Here is a 26,214-nt window from a genome sequence, read left to right as displayed (position 1 = left end):
GTACAGTATGGGTTTTAAAGCATTTTTAGGTAGTACCTTTAATCATAGCCACGAAAATCAGGCGTTTAATGCCTTACACGATACTCTTCGTAATGACTGGCAAGACAAAGATGAGCAGCTTTATCTATTTGGAAATTTCTTTGTAGCAGGTAAAGAGTTTGACGCTCTTATAATCAAACACAATGCAATTATTGTTATCGACTTTAAGAACTTTGGCGGTACTTTAAGCTTTTCAGAGAATGGGCATTGGCAGTGTGGTGATGTCATTGTCAAGGGAGGTAACAGTCGAAATCCATTTTTGCAGATAAGAAATAATAAATTTGCTTTGTTAGATTATGTCAAAAGTGGTTATGTGAATCTCCTGTCGAAGCCTAATTTAGGTCATATTGCTGGACTCACTCTATTCCATCAAGATATTGATTTTGATGAGCAGCAACTTCCTCAGCAAATTAGAAGTTGGTTTCACATTTGTGATATGCAAAGAGCCTTGAGAACAATCAATGGTATTGCAAGTGCAGCGATTGATCTCAGTGCTAAAGAAATGGAGTTATTGGTCGAGGCATTTGGAACTCAAGAGTATTTCCCTGATGGCAGGCCGTCAACGAAGGAGTTAGCTTCAGAGCAAACAAGTGAAAGTAGCAAACCTTTTTCTCCTATTGGCTCACAGAAGCAAGCTTTTAGATCCATTGTTGACTGGGTTGACTCAGGACAAAGTGCGCTGACTCTTAGTGGTATGGTGAGTACAGGAAAAAAAACGTTACTTACTGAAACAGTTAAAGAATTACAGCGGTTGAATAAAAACTTTGAATTGATTGCTCCTAATGCTCGGTTGGCTAAGAAGTACACCGAATTGGGTTTGGGTGAATTTAGCTCTGTCTATCAATGGCTGTATAGCAGTAAAAGTGATGGGGTAATTACAAAATCCAATGGAGTGGAATTGGCTGTGCACCCTGTAAGTCTTACTTTCGAAGAGTTAGCTGACAAAGTCATTATTTTTGTTGAAGCCCATTTGATAAGCAACAGCTATTACGATCTGGATAATTCAATTTTTGGTTCTGGTCATATGGTGAGTGACCTATTAAGTGTTTATGGTGAAGAGCAACCAAAGTTATTTATCGTTGGTGACCCTTATCAATTATCTAGGGGGGATACCGAACAAAGTTTGATTTTTGCCCAAGAGATAAAAGCGCAAGAACTAGGCGTAACGGAGATACTCCTTGACCAACAGATAGAATCGGAACCGATTGAAATCTCAAAATTCCAGTTTGAAGTTGTTCAGCAAATGGTTCAGAAGCAATTTAATCGGCTTCCTCAAAAGTTTGAAGGAAATGTTGTTAGTAAAGTTGATGGTAATCAGCAGGTTGGTCAAGAGCTTTCGCACGGAAGGTTTAATGCTGTTTATTTAACAGCACTTAATGAAACAGCTCAGAAGGTTAATCACTCTGTTAAACAAAGATTCTTGAACCACCAGAACCCTAATACTCTTACTGTTGGTGATCTAATCGACTTTCATAACAGCACGCCTGAACAAGTTGAAAATCAGCTAGCCGTTGATATAAATCCGAAGTGGATTCACTCTGGTGAAATCGCTGAAGTCACAAAAGTTTATGATCATGTTGAAGCTATCGAATTTAGCCTTAAAGGTAGGAATGCTCCTACATATATAAGGATTGGTGAACTCGAGTGCCGTATCCCTTCTGTTGGCGAGTTTAAAATAAAGTATTTGGTTGATTATCTTCAATCAGACAAACCTGAACTAACTCAAGATCAAATCTTAACCTTAAACATAGTTGCAAAGCAGCAAGCAGAGTCTCAGTTAGGGTATTTGAAAGATGAGCTTAAGGCTCTTAAAGATGCAAAGTCAAAGGATTATTCATCTAAGAAAAAGCAATATGATGACTCTGTTCGAGCGATTATTGCCAATAGCCCTCTTTTAAATGCAGCAAGAATTAGATTTGCATATGCGATGACAGTGCATCGAGCGCAAGGAAGAACTTGGGACAAGGTTTATTTAGATGCTTTTAGAAGCCCAAGTGGTGAAGCAATTACTAATGATGCTTACTTTAGATTTATTTATACCGCTAGTACCTGTACTGAAAGTAAACTGGGGTTGTTGAGATACCCTAACTTGACCCCGTTACATCAAACTCAATTTATCCCTAATCAGAACTTGAAAATTGCTGATTTTCAAGTGAAAAAAGGTTTTCATTTTGATGTTGTAGATGCTGCAAAGCTAGAGGGTTTTGACTTCCCTAACGGTTTTGAATCTGACATTATTGAATTGAAATCTCTATGTTTTTCTATTTGTAATCGACTGAATGAGAGTGAATGGAAAGTTTTAGGAGTAAAGCAAAATAGCTATCAGGAACTTTATACTTTTGCTCATTCTTCGGGACAGACATGTCGAGTACGATTCCATTATGATAAATCAGTAACTGTTACAAATATGGTTTTTCTAGATGAGAAAGTAAATCAAAGTCTATGTAATGGATTAAAACAAAAATTAGATAGTTCGCCAAAACTATCGTCAACGAGGCTAAATATAGCTCTAGATTCACTCGAACACTTTTTCTTAGAAAAAAACTTTAATGTTGTAAGTGCAAAGCAGCGTTCTGAGTGGGAAGTCATGGTTGGTGTGAGAAATGAGACAGAGACTATAGAGTTGAAAGCTTGGGTAGACAAAAAAGGGTTAATAACCAAAATAATGCCAGAGAAAGCAAGCTCAGAAGCTTTAGTTGAACAAGTAAAAGGATTTATAAATGAGTAGAGAAGTATTTGCTCAAATCAGAGAGTTGAAACAAAAAGGTCAATATGTAGAAGCATGGAATATTGGTTTGCCTGTTTTTCAAAATGACATTCACAACACTTTTTTAAGAACTTCTTTATTTTGGGTGTGTTTTGCTGCAATAAAATCAGTGCAAACTCAGGTGCAGAATAGGCAAAATAAAGCTCCAAACCAACAAGAGCAACAAACAGTTAATGCGTGGATTAACTGTATTTCTCAACTTAATTTACAAGTACCCTGCGAGGAGCTTGATTACCGATTTTTTAATTTATTCCGTGGCTGCGGTGAACATTATGAAGTTTACATTCAAATGTTGACCTATTACGGAGGGGCGTTATACCAAGCAAATGATTTTCAGCCATATCAATCGGATAAAGGTGAATCACCAAGTTTGGTTGTAAGACTGGCAAGGCAAGCAAGTAAGGCTTGGTTACAACATCATGGGCATTGGAATCTTAACCTAGATAGTGTTTTGAACTTACTGAATTTTGCATTAAAAAATGCAAAGGATAGAAATAAAACATGGTTACAGTTCGATATTTCTCGATGTTTATCTAGCGCAGGTAGGTATGATGAGTCACGTAAATTTGCTTTAAATGTTTTAAAACAAAAAATGTCAGAATCGTGGGCATGGGCTGCTTTAGCTGATACATACTTTGCCAGCAATTCATCAGCTGCAATAGCTTGTTATTGTAAGGGGATAAGGGAAGCTCATGAGCCTAGTTTTAGAATTCCAATGTACTTTGGATTAGTGAAGGCTTATGAGGAATCGGGTGAATATAACTTAGCATCGGCGTGTTTAAGTATGTTAATTGATGTTTATTCGAAGAATGGTTGGCCTCTAAAGTCAGAATATGAAGACTTCATCCAAAGATCTTGGTTTGATGCTGCCTATATTGAACTCTTTGATTTTGAGTCTCATATAAGTAAGTTTGCAGATAAAGCATTGCAGTTTGCAACAGAGAAGATGGAATCAGCGATAGGAATCGTTGATTCTCATCATCGTTCTGGTAAAGGTTTTAGTATTTATTTTGATATTGAAAAAAAAGTTAGCGCCAGAAAAGGTATTTTCTTTGGTAAAGGTCTTCCCGACATAGGTACATGGGTTGAAGTAAAGTTAGCGATAGATGATAGTGAAGCTTCTGCTCTGGAAGTTCATAGAGTTGATCCGCAAGTTAGTGAGAGGGTTATTTATGTTGAAGGCGATCTAAAGCTTAACCCTAAAGGCTTTGGTTTTGTGAATGATGCTTTTATAGCACCCTATCTATTAAGTGATTTTAAAGACGGAGAAAATGTTAGTGCAATTAAAGTTTGGGATAGAGACCCTAAAAAAGGCACGCCAAGCTGGAGGGTTATAAAATTAGCCAAGCTATCATCGAAAGCTGTGACCTATTAAGAAAAGGGTAGAATTAAAATGGTTAGCCAAACAAATGAGCAGGCACTAGAAGCTGCGATAGAAAAATACTTAACAGGTAGTAGCATAGAAGAAATCAAAGCGGGTATTAATGAGGTTAAGCCTGACTATGGAAATCAAAAGTATCAGCATGGAGCGCCAGCTAACTTTGATATGCACTATGCCTTGGATACGCATTACTTCTGGCAATTTTTAGATTCGACCCAAGAAGAAGAGCTTGAAAAGCTTAAGCGAAATAGTCCTCATGACTGGCAAAGAAAGATTTTAGAGCGTTTTGATAGGCTGATCAAAAAACACGGGGTTTTACATCTATTAAAGAAAGGCTTGAGTGTTGATGATGCTCACTTCACCTTAATGTTCCCCGCACCATTAGCCAGCAGCAGTGAGCGAGTAAAGCAAAACTTTGCGAGTAATGTTTTTAGTGTAACTCGTCAGCTACGTTTTTCTTTAGCTAATCCTCTCCAAGAAATAGATATGGTGCTGTTTATCAACGGCATCCCACTCATTACTCTTGAACTAAAAAATCATTGGACTAATCAGACTGCTCGTTATCACGGTCAAAAACAGTATCGTGATGACAGAGATGTTACCCAACCTTTACTTCAGTTTGGTCGTTGCCTTGTTCATATGGCGGTAGATACCGATGAAGTTTACATGACCACAAAATTAGCGGGTAAGAGCACGTTCTTTTTACCTTTTAATAAAGGTCATAATCATGGTCAAGGTAATCCTCCAAATCCAAATGGGCATAAAACCAGTTATCTATGGGAAGAGGTTTTTGCTAAGGAGAGCTTGGTAAACATTATTCAGCATTTTGTTCGCTTAGATGGCAGCAGCAAAGATGAGTTAAGGAAACGGACTTTATTCTTCCCTAGATACCACCAGATGGATGTTGTCAGGAAGTTGGTTGAGCATGTTGCAACTAATGGTGTGGGGCAGACATATTTGATCCAACATTCGGCAGGTTCAGGTAAATCTAACTCGATTACTTGGGCTGCATATCAGCTGATTGAAACCTATCCTTTGCATGAGAATATTCAAGGAAGCAAAGGAGTTGATGTTCCGCTGTTCGATTCAGTGATTGTTGTCACTGACAGAAGGTTACTTGATAAGCAGCTTAGAGAAAATATTAAGGAATTCTCAGAGGTTAAGAATATCGTAGCGCCAGCGTTTAAGTCATCTGAGCTTAAGTCGGCGTTGGAAAACGGCAAGAAAATCATCATCACTACTATTCAAAAGTTTCCATTTATTATTGATGGCATAAGTGATTTAAGTGATAAACGTTTTGGTGTAATTATTGATGAGGCACACAGCTCACAATCTGGCTCGGCACACGACAATATGAATCGTGCTATGGGTAAGTCGGAGATTGAAGAGGCTGAGGATGCCCAAGATAAGATTCTAAAAGCTATGCGTTCAAGAAAAATGCGAGGTAACGCTTCATATTTCGCATTCACTGCAACGCCTAAAAACACAACCTTAGAGAAGTTTGGGCAAAAACAAACAGACGGAACCTTTAAACCTTTTCATTTATATTCAATGAAACAAGCTATTGAAGAAGGGTTTATCTTAGACGTTATTGCTAATTACACCACATACAAAAGTTACTACGAGATTGAAAAGTCGATAAAGGATAATCCTCTTTTTGATACCAAGAAAGCGCAAAAGAAGCTACGTGCCTATGTAGAGCGAGAGCAGCAAACCATCAATATTAAAGCTGAGATCATGCTTGATCACTTTATCCCTCAAGTTATCAATGCGAAGAAGCTACGTGGTAAAGGAAAAGGTATGGTGGTAACGCAAAATATTGAAACTGCTATTCGGTATTATAAAGCTTTAACACGTTTACTAGATGAAAAAGGCAATCCATTTAAAGTAGTAATTGCGTTTTCAGGCACTAAAGAGGTTGATGGTATTGAGTATACCGAAGCTGAAATAAACGGTTTTCCTGAGGGTGATACCAAAGACTACTTTGATGTAAATTATAAGCGTAAGAATTCACAAGAAAAGATTCCTAAAACCGTAAATCAAGATGAATATAGGTTATTAGTTGTTGCCAATAAATACTTAACTGGCTTTGATCAACCTAAGCTTTGTGCAATGTACGTTGATAAAAAACTGGCAAGTGTTTTATGTGTGCAAACCCTATCACGCCTCAATAGAAGTGCGCCTAAACTGGGTAAAAAAACAGAAGATTTGTTTGTTCTGGATTTCTTCAATGAAACGGGTGATATCAAGACAGCATTTGACCCTTTCTATACTTCAACCACCTTATCTGAAGCAACCGATGTTAATGTGTTACATGAACTTAAAGATGCAATGGATGATGTTGGTGTTTATGAATGGCACGAAGTTGAAACCTTTGTTGAACGTTACTTTGATGACGCTGATGCTCAGCAATTAAGTCCAATTATCGATATAGCGGCCAATCGTTTTAACTTTGAGTTAGAGCTGGAAGATGAAGATAAAATCGACTTCAAAATTAAGGCCAAACAGTTTGTTAAAATCTACGGGCAAATGGCCTCTATCATGCTTTACGAAATTGTCGCATGGGAAAAGCTTTTCTGGTTTTTGAAGTTCTTAATTCCAAAGCTGATCGTGAAAGACCCTGATTCTGAAGCTCTAGATGAGCTTCTGGATTCTGTTGATTTGAGTTCATACGGACTTCAGCGAGTTAAGTTAAATCACTCAATTGAATTAGACGATGATGAAACGGAGTTAGAGCCTCAAAACCCAAACACTCGTGGTACTCATGGTAATGATGAGGATAAAGATCCGCTTGATGACATAATTAAGGCATTTAATGAACGCTGGTTTCAAGGATGGAGTGCAACGCCTGAGGCACAGAGGGTAAAGCTTATTGATATGACGGAAAGCTTAAAGAAGCACCCAGATTTTGAAAGTAAATATTTGAATAACCCAGATGCATTCAATAGTGATTTAGCGTTCGATAAAATGTTGAAAGAAGTTATGCTCAGAATTCGCAAAGATGAACTTGAGTTTTACAAATTGTATGCACAAGATCCTGCGTTCAAAACTGCATTGACGCAGAGTTTGAAGCAAACAGTTGGAATTGAAAGTTTAACTAAGAGAAGGGTGTAAATTGGTAGTCGTGATCCATAATTCTGAAAATATAGATTAGATTTTCAATTAAAGTAGTTCTTATATATTATGGCTTACTACAGAATGATTACTTATGTTAAAAAATAAAATGCAATTATATGGTGTAATTTATCTCATTCTGTGCAGCTATATGGAGGAAAAGTGATTACCTTGATTTTTTTAAAGCCTGAGTTTACAAGTACTTTAAGGCGTGCCTTATGCAAACTTATGGTGTAATCACTAAAAATGGTGACTTTATGTTGAGCAGTCTAAATAAATTTAGAAATTATGTTGTTGCCGTCGCATTATTAGTGACGACGACGGCAGTCGCTTCCCAGTCGTTACATATCACTGTAACGAAAGGGTTTGGGGTGAGCTTGTATGCCTCGGGTCTCGGTGACGCTAAGCAGTTGGCCATTGGCGATAGAGGAACTGTATTTGTTGGTTCTGGTAAAGCAGGCATAATTACCGCCTTGGTTGATAGCGATCATGATGGTCGAGTAGAAAAGCGTTATGTTATTGCTAAGGGACTGAAATCCCCTGAGGCGATTGCTTTTTATGATGGCGATTTATACGTTGCAGTCGAAAATCGGATCCTGAAATATCGCTCAATTGAGCAAAGATTACGCCGCCCAGGACGCCCACAAATCATTTATGACAAATTACCAAAACCTAAAAAGCGTGCACATCGAGCCATGCACTTTGGTGATGATGGGCGTCTGTATGTATCGTTAAGTGCGCCTTGTAATGTCTGTGAAGCTGAGCAGCCTTTTGGTGGCATTATTGCCATAGACGTTAATACGGGGTCTACGGAGCAAATCGCGACAGGAATTCGCCGTATAAGAGGTTTTGATTGGTCACCAACTGACGGCGCTTTGTGGTTTGCTGATAGTGGCAGAGACTGGATGGGAGATAACATTCCTGCCGATGAAATTAACCGTGTTACTTATAAAGGCGAGCACTTTGGCTTCCCGTATTTACATGGCGCATCGGTAAAAGAACGCGCCTATATCAAACCAAAAAACTTACAAATCACCTTGCCTGAGTATGAGTTACCTGCGCATGTTGAGCCGATTGGGGTAAAGTTTTATAAAGCAAAACAATTCCCTGAAAAGTATCACAATCAACTTTTTGTTGCTGAAAATGGTTCATGGAATCGCTCAAGTAAGGTGGGCTACCAAATTGTTTGGCTACAGCTAGAAAATAATAAAGTGATCAGTCGCAATACACTAGTGAGCTTTTTAGATGGTGAGTTCCCGGTTGCAAGACCTTACTCATTGGCGATTGCTCAAGACGGTGCGATGTATATTTCTGATGATCTCAAAGGCAATCTATATCGCCTGTTTTATAAAGGTCAAAAAGAAGAACAACAATCTTCACAAGAACAGGATTTAGATAATGAGTGATGCCATTGACTTGAGCCTTGATGGCGTTGAGCAAATGCCGCTGAGGCGTTTTACCGAAGATGCCTATTTAAACTACTCCATGTACGTCATCATGGATCGAGCTTTACCACACATTGGTGATGGCTTAAAACCAGTACAGCGCCGTATTATTTACGCAATGAGCGAGCTCGGCTTATCAGCTGCAGCAAAATACAAAAAATCGGCTCGGACTGTAGGTGATGTGCTCGGCAAATATCATCCTCACGGCGATAGTGCTTGTTATGAAGCTATGGTGTTGATGGCTCAGCCGTTTTCGTATCGTTATCCATTGGTTGACGGTCAAGGTAACTGGGGTGCGCCAGACGATCCAAAATCATTCGCAGCAATGCGTTACACTGAAGCGAAATTATCTAAGTTTTCTGAAGTTTTATTAAGTGAGCTTGGGCAAGGGACTGTCGATTGGGGCGTTAACTTTGATGGCACGATGAAAGAGCCGTTAGTGTTACCGTCACGCCTGCCGCACATATTGATAAACGGTATTACGGGTATTGCTGTTGGCATGGCTACCGATATACCTCCACATAACGTGCGAGAGTTAGTGAATGCTAGCGTTGAGCTTTTAGATAATCCTAAAGCTGATACTGAGCGTTTGATGGAGTTTGTACCAGCGCCAGATTACCCGACTGAAGCTGAAATCATTACTCCTGCTCCAGACTTACGTAAAATTTATGATACTGGACGCGGCTCAATAAAAATGCGGGCAGTGTATGGCATTGAGCATGGTGAAATTGTCATTACAGCCTTACCTCACCAAGTCGGTTGTGCCAAGTTAATTGAGCAAGTTGCATCACAGATGCAAGCGAAAAAGCTGCCAATGGTTTCAGATATTCGAGATGAATCTGATCACGAAAATCCAGTACGTTTAGTCATTGTACCTCGTTCAAATCGTATCGACTGTGAACAGTTGATGGCGCACTTGTTTGCCACGACAGATTTAGAAAAAAGTTTCAGAGTTAATTTAAATGTTCTCGGGCTTGATGGTCGCCCAAAAGTAAAAGGTTTACGCACGTTACTGACAGAATGGCTGGTTTTCAGAACCGAAACCGTTCGTCGTCGCTTACAATTCCGCTTAGACAAAGTGTTAGCCCGTTTGCATGTGCTTGACGCTTTGATGGTGGCCTTCCTCAATATTGATGAAGTGATCGAGATCATTCGTTTTCATGATGAGCCGAAAGCGGAGTTAATGTCTCGCTTCAATTTATCTGATAAGCAAGCTGAAGCGATACTCGACCTTAAATTGCGACACTTAGCCAAGCTCGAAGAGATGAAAATCCGTACCGAACAAGATGAATTGGCTAAAGAGCGTGATGCATTGCAGTTAACGTTAAGCTCAGAGCGACGTTTAAAGACTCTTGTTAAAAAAGAGCTGGTTAAAGATGGTGAGACATTTGGTGATGAAAGACGTTCACCTGTTGTTGAGCGTCAAGAGTCTAAAGCGTTGTCTCAGCAAGACTTAGTTCCAAGTGAAGCGGTAACGGTGGTACTGTCTGAAAAAGGTTGGATACGTTGTGCTAAAGGGCACGATATTGATGCAACAACATTAAACTATAAATCAGGTGATGCTTATCTGAGCAGCGCTATTGGCCGAAGTAATCAACAAACCGTATTTATTGACTCTTCCGGTAGAGCATTCGCAACTGAGACGCATACCATGCCATCGGCTCGAAGTCAGGGGGAGCCGATTACCACTCGTTTCAATGTTGCTCAAGGTGAGCAAATGGAGCATGTGGTCATGGGTGAAGATAAGCAATGTTACTTAATGGCAAGTGACGCAGGGTATGGCTTTATTTGTAATTTTGCCGATATGGTGTCGCGAAATAAATCCGGCAAGGCTTTGTTATCGCTACCAGTAAACGCAAAAGCATTACCACCTCGTAAAATTGATAACTCTGATGGTGCTTCGTTGATTGCGATTACCAACGAAGGTCGGATGCTGTTGTTCTCCATTAATGCATTACCTCAGTTAAGCAAAGGTAAAGGTAATAAGATCATCGGTATTCCGAGTGCCAAAGCGAAAGACAGAGAAGAACTACTGACGCATTTACAAGTGATCCCTGCTGATACGCCTGTGACCTTATGGGCCGGTAAGCGCAAGTTAACGCTTAAACCAAGTGACCTTGAGCATTATCGAGGTGAACGTGGTCGCCGTGGTGCTAAATTACCAAGAGGATTACAGCGAGTTGACCTTGTTGAAGTTGGCGGCGTAGAAGCTGAAACTGTAATTTAAAAAGTGTGTGTCGCTATGAAGAAGAAAGAGACCCTACGTCAAAGACGTTATCTTTCTTATTTATAACATCTGAGGTCGTCAACTTTTGCATATTTAGGGGAAAGTTGGCGAACCAGTTTTTGAGCTTTTTGAGCTGAAGTGTTGAAAAATAGTAGCTGCACCTTATCTGCATTATTCAGTTTAGAGTAGTGCTTTAGATTTATGTCAATGGACGCACTCTCAGTTTTATAGCTCAGAAACTTATTTGCATCTCTTAAAAAGCCAGAAGCTTCTGGTCCTACCGTTAAAACAACAAAGGGATATTCTGTATTTTCAAATAGTGTTGACCACATACCTTTTACTGGATGGCAGGCTAAATACAAGGTTGTATTCTTTTTTGCTCTTTCTCTATCCAAAACAGATGTTTTTCCATCTTTCGCAGTGATTGTTACTGTTGGGTAAGGTCTGGGATTAATAATGGGGTCGGTAGTTTCTGCAACGTTTTGTTTAATAGCTTGAAAACAAGCCGTTTGTTGTCCTCGGCCCGCTGCGAGCTCAACTGCGGATTTAAAGCCTAGTTCGTTGATAATTCTACAAACGTCTCTTGCGTACTTTTCACTAAAATGATCATAAACACCTAGATGCAAGCAGCTTGCAGATCTAGCGACACCGAAAAAAGCTGCATACTTAAAGTATTGTGGCGTTGTTGTCATTGTATATTCATCGCTCGATTCATTATATTGATACTTGATGTTAAATTGTAAAGCTAACCTAGACATTGAAATACAGTCTTTAGGTATAGTGCATTGAGCTGCATGGTTAAGCCAAGAAACACACTCCCATAAAGCGCCTTGCTGGGCTTTTGATAAGTCACCAGACACTTCTTGAATGAACTGGCTTAAGCCAGCTATATATACACTAATTGGCAAATCGGTATTGATATCTGTTTGCAGGGTTTTGTGTAAGCCCTGACAGATATCATGCTGTAGCTTTGATAAGTGTTGCGCTTTTACTTCGGCGAATGCCCATTCTACATCTGGTCTTTTCGTAACCTGTTTATTTAAAGTTGCTGGGACACTGGCATTTAATAACGGGCTAGCTTTAGAATCTTGTTGTGTAGCGTGAGGTTCACTTTTGATTGAGTTAGTTTTTGATTTGAGCTGTGCATTATTAGAGCTTTCGTTTTTGGTTTCTGATTCTCTCGTTTTTTGCTGCATGACCGGTGTGGGTTGAATTTCTGCTTCCCGAATGATGAAGCTACCATCGTAATGACTGAAAAAATCATCATCTTGATTAGCAATTTCCGTATCAGGCTCAATGTCATAATGATGACCTGAAATTTGATTTTCCTTTGTATCTTGACGTTCAGTAGAAATCACTTCTTCATTATCATCGTATTTAACAATTTCAGATAATTGTTGATAAATAGGACCAAGTTTATCCACAGATTTATAGGTTCTTAAGAGGTTTACACTAATATGAGTGAAATTGGCTCATAGAGTAAGTTAAAGTCCGTTAAGCTGAAGTTTAGTTAAAACTAAAAAAGCCCTCTAGATTGAGGGCTTGGGCTTCACTTTGAACGTTAGGGAAGTGAATAAGGTTGATGAAAACTCATTAATGTTACTTAATTACGTCCATGTCGTACCAAGGTGTTGGGTTGATAGGGCAACGGAAACGCACACCTTCTTTAGTCACTGTGATTACATCAGTACGTTTTGTTTCACCAGCTTCAATTGGAAACATGTCTAATTGCTCACGAGTGGTAAAGTTTTGTAATTGAAAACCAACTAGCTTGCCGGCTTTGTTGGTAATTTCAAATTGATATTTACCTTCTTTTAAACCTGCAAGGGTATCTTTCGCTGAGAAATGACCACCGTGCTGGTCTAAGTAAATGACGGTAACACCATCTTCATTTTTTTGTGGTGTTCCTGCGCTAGCAAAACCGGCAAATAATGTAGCTAAACCAAGTAGGGCAACGCTGGCAAATTTAGTGATAGATTTAAACATTTCAATGTACCTCAAAGTTAACAATTCAAATTTAGTGGGGTTGATGTTTATTGAGTACATATTAGATAAAGCTTCATGAGTGCGGTATGCTCATCCGTCTGCAAATTATGTTCGAGTGTCTAGGGATAAATTAATCGATGAAATTACTGGAACAAGTCTTGAATCGTTTTCATCTCAATGCAACGATTTTTCATCGCGCACGGATGTGCAATACATGGTCTACGGATACTTCAGGTTCTGGGCTGGCGAGTTTTCACTTTATCTCTAGCGGTAAAGCCTATTTACACGCTCATGAGTTAAAAGGTATTGAACTTGTTGCTGGCGATATGGTTATTTTTCCCCATGATGCCCAACATGTTATTGCTGATACCCCTGAGACTGAATTAGGTGCTCCTTTCATTAGTCATCCTATTGAAAAGTCCATCGACAATAGCACTGGCTTAGTGTGCGGTTTTTTCGATTTTGCGGAAGATGCTGCTCACCCTTTATTGATGCAGTTACCAAGTTGTATTGTATTAAAGGCAAAAGACACGAATGGCTTAACCAGCCACTTAATTCAAGCGTTGGTCGCTGAAGCAGAATCAGGATTGGATTCAAGTAGCATTTTGCTGTCTCGTTTGAGCGAGGCGTTTTTTATCGCAGTCTTGAGGGGGTTAGCGAAACTCGATAATCAAACGGGTTATTTCAAAGCGCTGCAAGATGTTAAAATGAGCCGAGTGTTAGAAACCATTCAGCAAAATATCGCAGACAACTGGACAACGCAATCGTTAGCCGATACTGGTGGGTATTCCAGAGCCAGCTTTGCAAAATACTTTAAAGAGTATTTTGGCACCAGTGTCATGGACTACCTGACTCAATTAAGACTTTCTGAAGCACAGAAGCGTTTAAGGAAAGGTGATAGTGTTTTTGAAGTAGCGCTTGATGTGGGTTATCAAAGTGACGCTTCATTTGCTAAAGCTTATAAACGACACTTTGGTTATGGACCTGGTGAGAGTCGCAAAGCTAAAGTTAAGTGAATAGGTATTTTTTGTTTTATACAGGTTGATGTGCCATCTTCTCTTATGCATATAAGGGAGGCTGTGTTTACAGTTTCCTTTAGTAAAAATTACCTTCATGCTGTTTTCATTAACTTTTATTGTAGTATTATGCCGTAACTTTTGGCTTAGTAGAGAGAGTTCATTGCACTTCATTAAATTCAAGCATCAGCACATTGCCCCTTCTAAAATTGTTTGTATTGGCCGAAATTATGTTGAACACATTCATGAATTGAGTAATGAAATCCCCGATGAGCCTGTTATTTTCATTAAGCCTAATTCAGCATTGAGTAATGAAATACAATGGTGCGATGATTTGCATTATGAAGGTGAACTTTGTTTTCTGATTAAAGGTGGTAAGTTCGCTGCAGTGAGCTTTGGTATTGATTTAACCAAACGTAACCTACAGTCGCAATTGAAGTCAAAAGGGCTGCCATGGGAAAGGGCAAAAGCATTTAATGCATCTGCGGTGCTCGGTAAATTTGTGAACCTGCCTGAAGATCTTTCAACACTCAGCTTTACACTTCATATCAATGACAAGCTTATACAGCACGGAACTGTGGATTTGATGATGTTTAAACCGCTGCAATGTCTGGATTCGATAAAACAAGATTTTGAGTTGCTCGATGGTGATATCATCATGACAGGAACGCCGAAAGGTGTCGGCGCTGTGCATCAAGGTGATAGCTTCATTGGTACCGTGTTTAACGGAGAGCAAAAGCTGATTGAAGCTGCTTGGTCAGTAGCCTAATTTAAAATCAACTTGGTATTGTAAATCTACGCCTTTTAACCAGCGACGATAGTTCTCTGCGAAAATATCAACGACTTGTTCTGGTGTACTCGGAGCGGCAATATGAGGAGTGATGACGACATTATCTCTTTGCCATATCTCATCTTGCTTTGGTAACGGCTCTGTCTTAAATACATCTAACACTGCAAGCATATTCGGCCGCTCAATTAATGCGACATTGAGATCATAAAGGTCGACGGCATTACCGCGGCCAACATTAAAGAAAATGACATTCTCTTTCATCTTTGAAAAACGAGCTGAATTAAAGATATCGTCAGTTTGCGGGCTGCTTGGTAAAACGGATACCACTACATCTGCATAAGGGAGCTGCTCATCGAGTTGATAAATATGAGTGCATTCATCAAAGTTGGCTTTTTTATCGCCAGAGCGACTGACGCCTATGACTTTCATACCAAATAGTTTTGCAGTTTGAGCTAAGTGTTGACCAATCGATCCCGTACCGAGGATCAACATCGTTTTATTTCGCAATTGTTGATCAGCACAAGATTGCCATACTTGTTCTTTTTGGCTGTTAAAGTATGAGTTGTGGTGGCGTAAGTGTGAAATCAAATAGCTAAATACATATTCGCTCATCATTGGGCCAAAAATATCACGCACATTGGTGAGTAGATAGTCCGAACGCTGTTTGACTGAAACTATCTTATCAACACCCGCATAGGTAGCCTGAAGCCATTTTAGATTTTTACCAATACCAAGCAGTGGGGCTGCTAACGGTGGGTCAGCAAGCCAAATATTGGTGCGAGCAATATGTTCAGGAGTATCGTCGACAATTTCTAATTCGGGTAGATTTTGCTTTGTTAATAGCTCAATATACTTTTCGTTACTTTGAGTGAGCAATAACAATTTATTGGACATTGAACGATCCTATTTTAGAAAATACTTACTTAAAGAAAGCTAAAGCTTTATCTGGGTAATCGGTAAAAATACCATCTACGCCCATATCTGCAAGCATTTGCATATCTTCTTTATGGTTCACGGTAAATACGTTGACGAGCTTCCCACGTTGATGTGCATCGTCAACCATTGTTTGATGGACAAAGTTGAGTGATAAGTTGACAGCTGTGGCATTAAGCGTCGTTGCAGCTTGTGCGAGATCCAAAGGCACCCCGTCAATCAGTGGCGCAATATTGACTTCCGGAATGGCTTGTTTGAGCTGTTGCAATTCAAAGTGCTTAAACGATGAGAATAACAAATCTTTCGCTTGAAAATTTAGCTTGGACAACACTTTAGGATAAAGGTTAATGAGTGGCTTTACCGTATTAAAACCTTTTAACTCAATGTTGACTTCACATCGTCCAGCAACAAGATTTAGCACTTGCCACAGTGTTGGAATGGTTTGGTCTTCAATATTAAGACTTAAAATTTCTTTTGTGGTTAAGCTAGAAAGTAAGCCTTGCTGCTGAGTGAGCTTATCAATACGTCTATCGTGAAATACGATCAATTCACCCTCAACATTATGTATGTCTAACTCAATGGCAGACACGCCCATCTGAACCGCTTTTTCAAAAGCCAAAAGCGTGTTTTCTGGATAATAACCGCTCGCACCACGATGCGCATATATCTTCATCAGCTTTTAATCATCCCTTGAGCCAAACCGGTCTCTTTGGGAATGCCTGTGTTGAGGTGAATTTCCATTTGAGGATATGCCATTTCCAAATGATTATCCTTGAGTTTTTTGGTGATCTTTTTATGAAGCTCGTGACGTAACGGCCAACGTGTTGTCATGTCAGTTGCGTAAGCTCTGATCTCATAATCTTGAGTGTGCTTGCCAAAGCCTGCAAACCAAACCTCAGGTTCAGGTGTTTTGAGCGTATGTTGGCATTCTTCAACGGCTTGATATAACGCCGCTTCCACTTTGGCCGGATCGGAATCCCTTGCCACTGCAACTTGAATAGTGACACGAGTGATCGGGTCAGACAAAGACCAATTCACTAACTGTTCAGTAATAAACGCTTTATTAGGGACAATGATTTCTTTTCTATCCCAATCGATGATCGTTGTTGCCCTGATTTTTATCTTACTCACAGTGCCGGTTAATTCTCGAATTGTTACTGTATCCCCAATCCGCACCGGTTTTTCAAATAGGATAATCAGGCCTGAAATGAAGTTGGCGAAGATTTCTTGTAAGCCAAAACCTAACCCTACTGAAAGTGCGGCTATTAACCATTGCAGTTTTGACCATTCAACGCCTAGCGTATTAAAGCCGATTAAACTACCAATAAACAAAACTAAATATCGAGTTACGGTGGTGATGGCATAACCCGTACCAGAAGAAAGCTCTAGTCGCTGTAAAATCGTTAATTCTAATAAGCCGGGTAAGTTTGTCGCTATCATCATCGAAAAGCCAAAGATGATGATGCCATAGAGAAGGGATTTGATGGTGATCGGGATCTGTTGCTCGATTCCGTTTACCGTCGCAGTTGAACTCCACAATGTTATCCCATCAAAAAATGAAAATAATGCGGTATGAGTCTGGGTCCAAAGACCAATTAAACTGGCGAGTAATCCAAGTAAAAGCAGAGAACGAACCAGACCTAAAGATTGGCTCGAAATGGTTTCAAGGTCGACCTCAGGTTCTTCATAAAATTCACTATTTTCTGTTTGGTTAACGGTTTCACCCTTTTCTCGTTGTGCCAGTATTTCCGCACGTTTGTTTTTTGCACGATCAAAAGCGATTCTACGACGCTCAATCAACATCCAGCGTTTTATCAGTTGGTATAACATTAGGAAGCCAAGCGCAATGACCACGGAAAGTACTAATTGTTGCATCATTTGATAGGCAGAAAAATAATAGCCCATAAAGGATAAAATCGTTGCGGCGAGAGGGGCGACGGACAGTGCTCCCCAGAGCATTTTTTGCAACAGTCTGGCGTTGGTTTTATCACTTTGTTGCTTATAGTCTTCCATTAAACGGTTCAAGTGGCGAACAAGAAAGAAGAGTTGCAAACAAATTAAGATAAAAGCACCACGGCCGAGGCTGTTACGCAGTAGAGATTCATCGATCAACTGAGTGAAAGCAAGGGTGCCGATGAGTATGATATTGATGTAATAAAAACGCTTAATGTATTGATAACCACGGGCGACCATTTCTTGTGGGCGTTTGAAGTGACCAACCAATAGTCCCTCCGGCAAGGTAAATACATAAACTAACCTTTGCAGAAGATAAAAAAGCCCAATACCAAATAGTGCACCGCCGGTAGCGTAAACGATATTGCGCTCGGAATGTAGCATAAGTACACCAGCTAAAATAACCGATGTTGGTTTTAACAGGCTGTAACCTATCGTCGTTAATAAGGTCTTAAATGTAGCGCTGAAGGTATCTTGAGTTACATTACCTACGTGGTCCATATTTGCTCTTAAAACACGACGGAAACGACTTCGGTTCAAATCTTGGCTGACGGTGCAAAGGGTTAAAATGAGCATCCACAACAGCCAATAGCTTTGTTGCTCTTCCCAAGAATACTTTAGATCATTCCAAGGGGCTTGAGTTAATAACCATTGGAAACTTAAACCAATATCGATGAACCACTGTTTGCCAATTGTATTGGCATTAGGAACCCAAAAAAGTTGCTCGTTTAATATACTCGCAAGTTCTTGATGCTGGGCAATCAATTGGTTATAACTTACTTTGAGACGATTGAGCTCACTTAAATATTGATCATATTCAAGCAAGAGTTTTGTCGTAAGTGAGATTTGCGCTTCTAATAACTCTCGTTGTGGTAGCGTAAGCGCTAAACTGGCCGCTAAGCGATCTTTATTTTGAGCTTGTTTCTGGCTTAAGGTGTAACGTTTTAAGCGGTTATCCGACAGTCGAGTTTGTAATTTTGTTATGTTTGGCGGTTTTGGAAGCGATTCTAGCGTTTTTAAAAAATGCTCGCCAAACGTTGAATTTAACGTTACCCAAGAGAGTTGCTCTTTAATATTGGCCAACTGCTTCGATTGCAATTGATATAAATTTTCAGCTTTTTCTTGTTGTTTGACGGTCTGATTTATTTTGTCGGTGAGTATAACTAAAGACGAAGCGAAAGATTGATTCTGAGCGTTAAGCTGTTCGGCAAGTGGGTCGTTAATGTCTGTCTTAACATTGATGGCTTTCGCTATCGTTTCGGCCGTTTTCTGTTGCCTTTGTTGACTTAATTTTTGATTAAGCGCTTCGATCAACTTTTCTTGATTTGTTAATTTGATTCTTACTATCTGCAGCTCTAGCTGAGTTAACCTTAGACGAACAGGTAAGCTGGCGAAGTCAGTTTCTAGCGTATCAATACTCTGCAGATATAACTCACGCCTCTTTTGTTGCAGTTGACCTGTAGGTGTGCCGATTGGGGCGAGAATGGTTTTCTTATGCTGGTTTAAGTTACTCTTAGCATTAAGGATTTCGTTTGGCAATTCATTGCGCTTATCAAGTAGCTCAGTAATTTGCTGTGATAAATCTGACTCTTGTTGTTTTAAATCTGTTAAGTCGAAATTAGCCAGAGAGGCTTGTTGGTTAAGATCTTGATCCTGCTCAATCGAAACCCCTTTATTAGCATCAACAATTTGCTTTTCAAGCTCGCTCTTTTGTTGCTCAAAGCTCGCTTGTATTTGCGAAAAGTGATTCGCTTGTTCTTCAAGTTGAGCAATGCTCTGCTCTATGGACTGCTGCATGTTGTCAGAGGAAGCGGTTTTGTCACTTTGTTGGGAAGTTATACCCAGTTGTTTATTAATACCCAAAGCATTTTTTGCTTCAGTAGCATTAGTAAAAATCAGAAAGAGTGAAAGTAGAGTGCACAACCAATATACACGTTTCATTTACGGCATTTAATTCAAATAAAAAAACTGCCTTAATATTAGATAACTTAGCGTGAATTTGGTATGACTAATTTAAGTATATTTCATTAAATTTAATTACGAACTTTCACTCTGTTGTTGGTATCGCGGTTTTGTTGGATATGTTGATTGTGATTCAATGACTCTGAACTCGTATTCGATGCTTTCGATAAGCGATCATAAAGCAAAACGTTAACTGAAGCAGCCAAGTTCATACAACCTATCGTTGGCACATAAACCACAGCATCGGCTCTATCGACCAACTCTTGTCGCACCGTACCATCTTCGGGGCCGAAAATATAAAAGGCATTTTCTGGGTGTTCAAACTCAGGTAGGGGTGTAGCGCCTTCGACAAAATCAACACAGATAATGTTGCAATTTTCAGGAACATCGGCTTCTAACAGCGACTCTACTTTCTTCATTGGAATATGTTGTGCAGCTTTTTTAGTATCAACCTGATACTGAGGACTTGATCTCAGCGCCAGTTCATAGCGACGACCCGTATAGAAAACAGCATTAGCCTGATAGCAACCGCAAGCCCGCATAATGCCATCAACATTAATTGGTGTTTTAGGGTTTTGTAAGCCGATAGCAACAAAAGGTTGGGACATTGAATCATACTCAGTAGAACTTTTTTTGTGTTTGCCACACCAATTGTTACTGGTGTGGCAATGTGTCTTTATCTAGTAATATGCGCAAAAGGTGCGCCCATTCGTGTGACTGATTGTGGCTCAACGTCGTCAGCGAATTTTTCAATAGCGCCTTTTTCGAAACACATCACAATGGTGCTACCTAGTTTAAATCGGCCCATCTCAGCGCCTTTTTCTAGGGTAATTGCGTCTTCACCTTCCGTTGGATACTCCCATGTGAATACTTGCTTACCCGCTGGTGGTGTTACCGTGCCAGCCCAAACGGTTTCAATGCTGGCTACAATCGTTGCACCAACTAATACCATCGCAATCGGTCCAACTTCAGTCTCAAAAATCGCTACCACACGTTCGTTACGGGCGAACAGTCCCGGCACATTTTCTGCCGTTAATGGATTTACTGAAAATAAATCACCCGGTACGTAGGTCATTTTAGATAACGTACCTTTAATCGGCATATGTAAACGGTGATAGTCTTTAGGCGCAAGATAAATGGTTGCAAAATCACCGTCTTCAAAGCGTTCGGCGTCTTTAGGTTGATCACCGAGTAGAGCGAGTGTGGAGTATGAGTGGCCTTTTGCTTGGAAAATCTCACCCGCTTCAATCGGGCCCAACTGGCTCACGGCGCCATCTACTGGGTGTGCCAGCATATTTTCATCTTCACAAAGAGGACGAATGCCCGCTTTAAGAGGGCGAGTAAAAAATTGATTAAATGATTTATAAGCCTTTGGATCAGATTGTCGAGCTTCACTCATATCAATCTTATATTGCTTGATGAACCATGAAATAAAAAATGTCGTGACTTTACCCAATTGAGCCGCAGCCAACTTTCCGACTAAGCGCGAAACCAGATGCTTAGGCATAATATATTGAAGTGCGATTTTAACTTTATCCACTGTTGTACTTTCCTTTATAGTTCTTTTCCAGTTCTGAACTGACGTGCATGACGCTGTTCATCTAAACTGGCGATAATTCGATGGAAATTTTCAAGACGTTCTTCGTCGATTTTACCTTGTTCACAGGCTTCTCGGATAGCGCAGCCTGGATCATCTTGGTGTTTACAATCACGAAATTTACAGCCGCCTAAAAACTCGCGGAATTCAACAAATCCCCAAGCAACTCTTTCGGCAGGAAGGTGCCATAATGCAAATTCACGTACCCCGGGCGAATCAATTAAGTCTCCGCTATCTGCTAACGGCAAAAGTTTTGCCGCAGTCGTAGTATGTTGACCTAACCCAGAGTTTTCGGAAACATCGCCTATGATCAACTCAGCTTCAGGCATTAATGCATTAATAAGTGAGGACTTACCAACCCCTGATTGCCCGACAAACACGTTAACTTTGTCAGCAAGTAAATCTTTTAATTCATCAACACCTTCACCAGTATGACTGCTGACTTGATAAACCTGATATCCGAGATCTTTATAGACTTCTAATGATTCATCTAAGATGTCTTTTAACTCACCTTCTAATAGGTCAATTTTATTGAGTACGATGACAGGCTGAATTTCGGTATCCTCTGCTGCCACCAAATAGCGATCAATAATTTGGCTACTGAATACAGGTACTACAGAGCTGACAATCAAAATTTGATCAATATTGGCTGCAATAATCTTAACGCCATCGTAAAGATCTGGGCGGCTTAAGCTCGAGCGTCGAGGCTGAACCGCTTCTACAACACCAGCAATCTGAGAATGCTGAGTTTCATCAGCGATACGTACGATGACATCATCACCAGTTACGAGGCTAGCAATGTTTCGACGAATATTGCAGCGGTAGATATTGCCGTCAACAATTTCAATGTCAACGTGTTGACCAAAACGAGAAACCACTCGACCGGGTTGTTCTGGACCTAACTTTTCGCTTTCAATCTCCGCAGCAGGGGCTTCTTTATTACGTTGCAGGCGCTTTTGGTGATTCGCCTTCATACGTCGTAATTGACCTTTGCTTAGGGGCTTCTTTTTACTCACAAGATTCCTAAGGTGATTTTTAGTTTATTCAAAAAAGCGTATGATACCTTTTTTTTTAAGATATTTCCCGACTTGGAGTAGCAACAATGTCACTAAATGACAGCAATTTAATTTGGATTGATTTGGAAATGACAGGCTTAGAGCCAGCGACGGATCGTATTATTGAAATTGCGACCTTGGTGACGGACAAAGAATTAAACATCATTGGCGAAGGGCCAGTGATTGCGATTCATCAAAGTGATGACGTTTTGAATGCGATGGACGACTGGAACCAAAAACACCATGGTCAATCAGGGCTGATTGAGCGTGTAAAAGGCAGTGAGTACAGTGAAGAGCAAGCGATGAAGGAAACGATAGAGTTTCTGAGAGCTTTTGTACCCGCAGGCAAGTCACCTATTTGTGGAAATAGTGTTGGGCAAGATCGCCGCTTTTTGAATAAATACATGCGTGAACTCGAAGATTACTTCCATTATCGCAATATCGATGTCAGCACGATTAAAGAGTTAGTGAATCGTTGGCAGCCAGAAATCCAAAAAGGCTTTAAAAAAGAAAATACACACCAAGCATTAAAGGATATTCAAGAATCCATCGCAGAATTAGTTTATTATCGCAGCAAAGTATTTAAAATTTAGCCAAACAGTAAAAAGTATTAAAATAGGGCTTGCGTCATTTTAAAATAGCCCTATAATGCGGCCTCATCTTTCGGGGATACACCAATACTTCGATAGAGTTTAGAATTAAAATATGCGACATTAGCTCAGTTGGTAGAGCGATACCTTGCCAAGGTATAGGTCATCAGTTCGAACCTGATATGTCGCTCCAATTCTAAACAAATTTGATTGCGACATTAGCTCAGTTGGTAGAGCGATACCTTGCCAAGGTATAGGTCATCAGTTCGAACCTGATATGTCGCTCCAATCAAATTCAAACCGAGATGCGACATTAGCTCAGTTGGTAGAGCGATACCTTGCCAAGGTATAGGTCATCAGTTCGAACCTGATATGTCGCTCCAATCTCAACCTCTATATCAATCTAAAAATTCAAACTAAACCTAAAGCATTTATATCGATAGTTAGCTCAGTTGCGCTATTTGGGTGTGAACGATACCTTTTCTTTCTTAGGTATAGGTCATCAGTTCGAACCTGATATGTCGCTCCAATCTCAAAATCTTAAACTCTCAAACTTCTATATCTGATAACAATATTCTTTAATATCAATGTTATTGATGAATCCGCTTAAAAGTAAATCAACTGTATTGTCTATCTCAGTTCTCCATACTATCAAGCACCTTAGCTTGTCTTTTTACCTTTAAAAGCTCACACTCACGTTATCTTACCCAATATTTCAGACGCTAATGGAAGCTGAATTAATAGAAATTTCTAACTTTCTTAATGAGTATCCACCATTCGATGCCTTGCCTAAGGACACAGTGACTAACGTCGCTCGCCAAATTGAAATTGCATACTTTAGTGAAGGTAAAAAAGTTATCGAGTTTGGTGATCACATCCATGATCTATTTTTGGTGAGAAGTGGTGCAGTGGAGGTCTATCGTCGCAGTGGTGAACTTTACAATCGTTTAGATGAAGGGGCGATATTCGGTCAGATGGGCTTACTGACCCATAATAAGGTACGCTTTCCTGCCAAAGCCATCGATGACACGCTCATTTATTGTATTCCCGAGGTGCTTTTTCAAGAGCTCTATGATGAGTTTGACAGTTTTGCTGATTTTGTTGAAGTCGAAGATAACACCCGGTTACGACAAGCAGTCATTGAATCAAATGAGCAAAATGATTTAACCACCTCTAAAGTGAAAACCTTGCTGACTCATGAAGCTGCATACATCAACAAGCATCAAAGTATTCGTGAGGCGGCAGAGAAAATGGCCGATGATAGTGAGTCTGCACTATTGATTATCGACCCGAGTATTGAAGCTCAAGATACAGAACAAAATTGTGTGGTTGGTATTATTACAGACAGAGATCTTTGTACTCGTGTTTTAGCTAAAGGTGTTTGTATTGACAATGAAATTGCTTCTGTAATGACAACTGATGTTGTGACGCTTGACCACAATGCTTATGTCTACGAAGCAATGATGGTAATGCTTCGTAATCAAGTACATCATCTACCTGTAATCAAAAATAAAAAACCGATAGGCATTGTGACGACAGCAGACATCGTACATTACGAGTCTCAAAATACCTTATTACTGGTCAATAATATCTTCGTACAGCAAAGTGTTGAAGAGCTTAAAGATGTTGCCTATCAAGTAAAAGAAAGTTTTGTGCGCTTGGTAAATGAAGATGCCAATAGTCACATGATTGGTACTGCGATGTCAGTAATAGGGCGCAGTATAAAACAGCGTATTATCGAGTTAGCAGAAGCGTCACTGGGAAAACCACCCATACCATATTGCTTTATCGCTTTAGGTTCGATGGGAAGGGATGAGCAAACGATCGTAACAGATCAAGATAATGCCATTATACTTGATGAGCATTACCAAGAGTCAGAACATGGAGCGTACTTTGCAGCATTTTCGACCTTCGTTTGTGATGCGCTCAATGAGTGTGGCTACCCTCATTGTTCAGGGCAAATTATGGCATCAAATCCGCTTTGGAGAATGACAATATCACAGTGGAAACAACGATTTTCGAGTTGGATTGACGATCCCAAGCCTCAAGCTTTACTTAACGCTTCTATTTTTTTCGATATAGACGGTGTTTATGGACGAATCAAATGGGCAGATCAACTGAGTTATTTTATTTCGCGTCGCGCTAAAAGTAACAATCGATTCTTGGCCTGTTTAGCAAGAAATGCCATCAACAGAACCCCGCCTTTAGGGTTCTTTAAAGACTTTGTGATGGAAAAAGATGGTCGCCATAACAACTCAATTAATATTAAGCGACGGGGGACTGCGCCCCTAACAGATCTTATCCGAGTTCATGCCTTAGCAATTGGGTCAACAATCAATAACTCTTTTGAGCGACTTGATGAAGTTATTGAGGCTAATGTGTTGCCAGAAGGGAAAGGAGAAGATCTTAGAGACGCATTAGAGTTCATTTCTATGGTGAGAATACGCCATCAAGCGAAAGACATTGAAAATAAAATTGAAGCTGACAATAACATTGAGCCTGAGAACTTATCTGACTTTGAACGGCGAAATTTAAAAGATGCATTTCAGATATTAAGTAATGCGCAGAATTTTTTAAAGTATCGCTACAATGCGAACTTGAAGTGATATTTAGTAGGTTTATATGTTTGGTTTTACGCACAGAAAGCCACAGCTCGATTGGACGACACGCTTTGAATCAGCCAGTGTGGGTTCTGTTCATCCATTATTAAAACATTATTACTCTGATTCAATATTACCTAAGCTAAATACGCCTTTATCTGAGTGCGAATTCTTAGCGATGGACTTCGAAACAACAGGTCTAAATTCAAAGAAAGATTCCATTATTAGCGTGGGCACAGTGCCGTTTAATTTACAGCGTATTTACCTCAATGCAGCTCGGCAGTGGGAAGTGAAACCAAGAACAAAACTGACGTCAGACTCCATTGTGATTCATGGGATCACTCATAATGATATTGCTGATGCACCTGATTTTTCTAACGTGATCCCAGAACTGCTTGAAACGATGAAAAGTAAGGTGATTGTGGTTCATTATCATCCTATCGAGCGGCAATTTCTTAATAAAGCCTTATTGCATGCGTTGAAAGAAGGTATCGAGTTTCCAGTTATTGACACATTGGAATTGGAACATCAGATCCAGCAACAAATAGCATCTGGATTTTTGAACCGCTTGAGAGGAAAAAAAGTACCATCGATTCGGTTGCAACAAAGCAGAAAGCGTTACGGTTTACCCACTTATACGCCACATCATGCATTAACGGATGCTATTGCAACCGCAGAGTTGCTGCAAGCTCAAGTTGCGAAACACTATTCAGAGAGTGCGTTTATTGAAGAGTTTTGGATTTAAAGTTGCACTTTAAA

At 39.9% G+C, this 26,214-nt stretch carries 18 protein-coding genes and 3 tRNA genes; 13 read left to right on the top strand and 8 right to left on the bottom strand.

The features are described 5' to 3' along the window. Positions 1–7 precede the first annotated feature (7 nt). From JQC92_RS01215 to parC, 5 genes are all read left to right on the top strand, one after another. Positions 8–2,767: an NERD domain-containing protein/DEAD/DEAH box helicase gene (locus JQC92_RS01215; protein WP_204997927.1), complete on the top strand. Its 2,760-nt coding sequence runs from the start codon at positions 8–10 to the stop codon at positions 2,765–2,767. After that, the gene (locus JQC92_RS01210) at positions 2,760–4,181 is read left to right on the top strand and encodes a tetratricopeptide repeat protein (protein ID WP_204997926.1); all 1,422 of its coding nucleotides are present in this window, start codon (positions 2,760–2,762) and stop codon (positions 4,179–4,181) included. Before JQC92_RS01215 ends, JQC92_RS01210 begins: the two co-directional genes overlap by 8 nt. Positions 4,182–4,199: 18 nt before the next feature. Further along, complete coding sequence (locus tag JQC92_RS01205) at positions 4,200–7,301, top strand: type I restriction endonuclease subunit R (RefSeq protein WP_204997925.1); 3,102 nt, start codon at positions 4,200–4,202, stop codon at positions 7,299–7,301. Positions 7,302–7,558: 257 nt separating this feature from the next. Continuing rightward, a complete protein-coding gene (locus JQC92_RS01200) occupies positions 7,559–8,707 on the top strand; it encodes a PQQ-dependent sugar dehydrogenase (protein WP_204997962.1) in 1,149 nt (382 codons plus the stop codon). Next, a complete protein-coding gene (gene parC, locus JQC92_RS01195; protein WP_204997924.1) occupies positions 8,700–10,973 on the top strand; it encodes a DNA topoisomerase IV subunit A in 2,274 nt (757 codons plus the stop codon). Before JQC92_RS01200 ends, parC begins: the two co-directional genes overlap by 8 nt. A gap of 56 nt (positions 10,974–11,029) precedes the next feature. Here parC and JQC92_RS01190 read toward each other — a convergent pair whose 3' ends face one another. After that, positions 11,030–12,397: a hypothetical protein gene (locus JQC92_RS01190; RefSeq protein ID WP_204997923.1), complete on the bottom strand. Its 1,368-nt coding sequence runs from the start codon at positions 12,395–12,397 to the stop codon at positions 11,030–11,032. A 175-nt stretch (positions 12,398–12,572) separates the two neighbouring features. Further along, positions 12,573–12,959, bottom strand: coding sequence for a hypothetical protein (locus JQC92_RS01185; RefSeq protein ID WP_129948533.1), 387 nt, complete (start codon positions 12,957–12,959; stop codon positions 12,573–12,575). Between the two features lie 137 nt (positions 12,960–13,096). Between JQC92_RS01185 and JQC92_RS01180 the strand changes: the two genes are divergently transcribed. Together JQC92_RS01180 and JQC92_RS01175 are read left to right on the top strand one after the other, a co-directional pair. Continuing rightward, positions 13,097–13,975 carry an AraC family transcriptional regulator gene (locus JQC92_RS01180; protein ID WP_204997922.1) on the top strand — a complete coding sequence of 293 codons (879 nt, stop codon included), beginning with the start codon at positions 13,097–13,099 and terminating at the stop codon, positions 13,973–13,975. 163 nt (positions 13,976–14,138) lie between these two features. Beyond that, a complete protein-coding gene (locus JQC92_RS01175; protein WP_239480261.1) occupies positions 14,139–14,744 on the top strand; it encodes a fumarylacetoacetate hydrolase family protein in 606 nt (201 codons plus the stop codon). On the opposite strand, the gene JQC92_RS01170 is transcribed toward JQC92_RS01175, so the two are convergent. The 6 genes from JQC92_RS01170 to rsgA form a co-directional block, all read right to left on the bottom strand. Then, complete coding sequence (locus tag JQC92_RS01170; RefSeq protein ID WP_204997920.1) at positions 14,733–15,659, bottom strand: D-2-hydroxyacid dehydrogenase; 927 nt, start codon at positions 15,657–15,659, stop codon at positions 14,733–14,735. The genes JQC92_RS01175 and JQC92_RS01170 overlap by 12 nt on opposite strands. Before the next feature lie 25 nt (positions 15,660–15,684). Beyond that, on the bottom strand, positions 15,685–16,371 hold the full coding sequence (locus JQC92_RS01165; RefSeq protein ID WP_204997919.1) for a glycerophosphodiester phosphodiesterase: 687 nt from the start codon (positions 16,369–16,371) through the stop codon (positions 15,685–15,687). Further along, positions 16,371–19,592 (bottom strand): mechanosensitive ion channel domain-containing protein, encoded by a 3,222-nt coding sequence (locus JQC92_RS01160; protein WP_204997918.1) that lies wholly within the window; start codon positions 19,590–19,592, stop codon positions 16,371–16,373. The genes JQC92_RS01165 and JQC92_RS01160 overlap by 1 nt, the downstream gene beginning before the upstream one ends. A gap of 92 nt (positions 19,593–19,684) precedes the next feature. Then, positions 19,685–20,221 carry an RNA methyltransferase gene (locus JQC92_RS01155; RefSeq protein WP_204997917.1) on the bottom strand — a complete coding sequence of 179 codons (537 nt, stop codon included), beginning with the start codon at positions 20,219–20,221 and terminating at the stop codon, positions 19,685–19,687. 68 nt (positions 20,222–20,289) lie between these two features. Continuing rightward, entirely contained in the window at positions 20,290–21,153 is an 864-nt protein-coding gene (gene asd, locus JQC92_RS01150) for an archaetidylserine decarboxylase (protein ID WP_204997916.1), read from the bottom strand. 14 nt (positions 21,154–21,167) lie between these two features. Beyond that, on the bottom strand, positions 21,168–22,226 hold the full coding sequence (rsgA, locus tag JQC92_RS01145; protein ID WP_204997915.1) for a small ribosomal subunit biogenesis GTPase RsgA: 1,059 nt from the start codon (positions 22,224–22,226) through the stop codon (positions 21,168–21,170). 86 nt (positions 22,227–22,312) lie between these two features. Between rsgA and orn the strand changes: the two genes are divergently transcribed. The 6 genes from orn (at position 22,313) to JQC92_RS01115 (ending at position 26,200) form a co-directional block, all read left to right on the top strand. Further along, positions 22,313–22,858, top strand: a complete 546-nt coding sequence (gene orn / locus JQC92_RS01140) for an oligoribonuclease (protein ID WP_204997914.1) — start codon at positions 22,313–22,315, stop codon at positions 22,856–22,858. A 114-nt stretch (positions 22,859–22,972) separates the two neighbouring features. Further along, positions 22,973–23,048 (top strand) — tRNA-Gly (locus tag JQC92_RS01135). 19 nt (positions 23,049–23,067) lie between these two features. Continuing rightward, positions 23,068–23,143: transfer RNA gene (locus tag JQC92_RS01130), tRNA-Gly, on the top strand. A gap of 19 nt (positions 23,144–23,162) precedes the next feature. Then, positions 23,163–23,238 (top strand) — tRNA-Gly (locus JQC92_RS01125). A gap of 342 nt (positions 23,239–23,580) precedes the next feature. Next, positions 23,581–25,461: a DUF294 nucleotidyltransferase-like domain-containing protein gene (locus JQC92_RS01120; protein WP_204997913.1), complete on the top strand. Its 1,881-nt coding sequence runs from the start codon at positions 23,581–23,583 to the stop codon at positions 25,459–25,461. A gap of 16 nt (positions 25,462–25,477) precedes the next feature. Further along, positions 25,478–26,200, top strand: coding sequence for a 3'-5' exonuclease (locus JQC92_RS01115; RefSeq protein WP_204997912.1), 723 nt, complete (start codon positions 25,478–25,480; stop codon positions 26,198–26,200). Positions 26,201–26,214: the final 14 nt, after the last annotated feature.

The organism is Parashewanella hymeniacidonis (assembly GCF_016900895.1).
Taxonomy (GTDB): domain Bacteria; phylum Pseudomonadota; class Gammaproteobacteria; order Enterobacterales; family Shewanellaceae; genus Parashewanella; species Parashewanella hymeniacidonis.
Note: the sequence above shows the minus strand (reverse complement) of the source record. Positions and strands in the feature narration are given on the sequence as shown.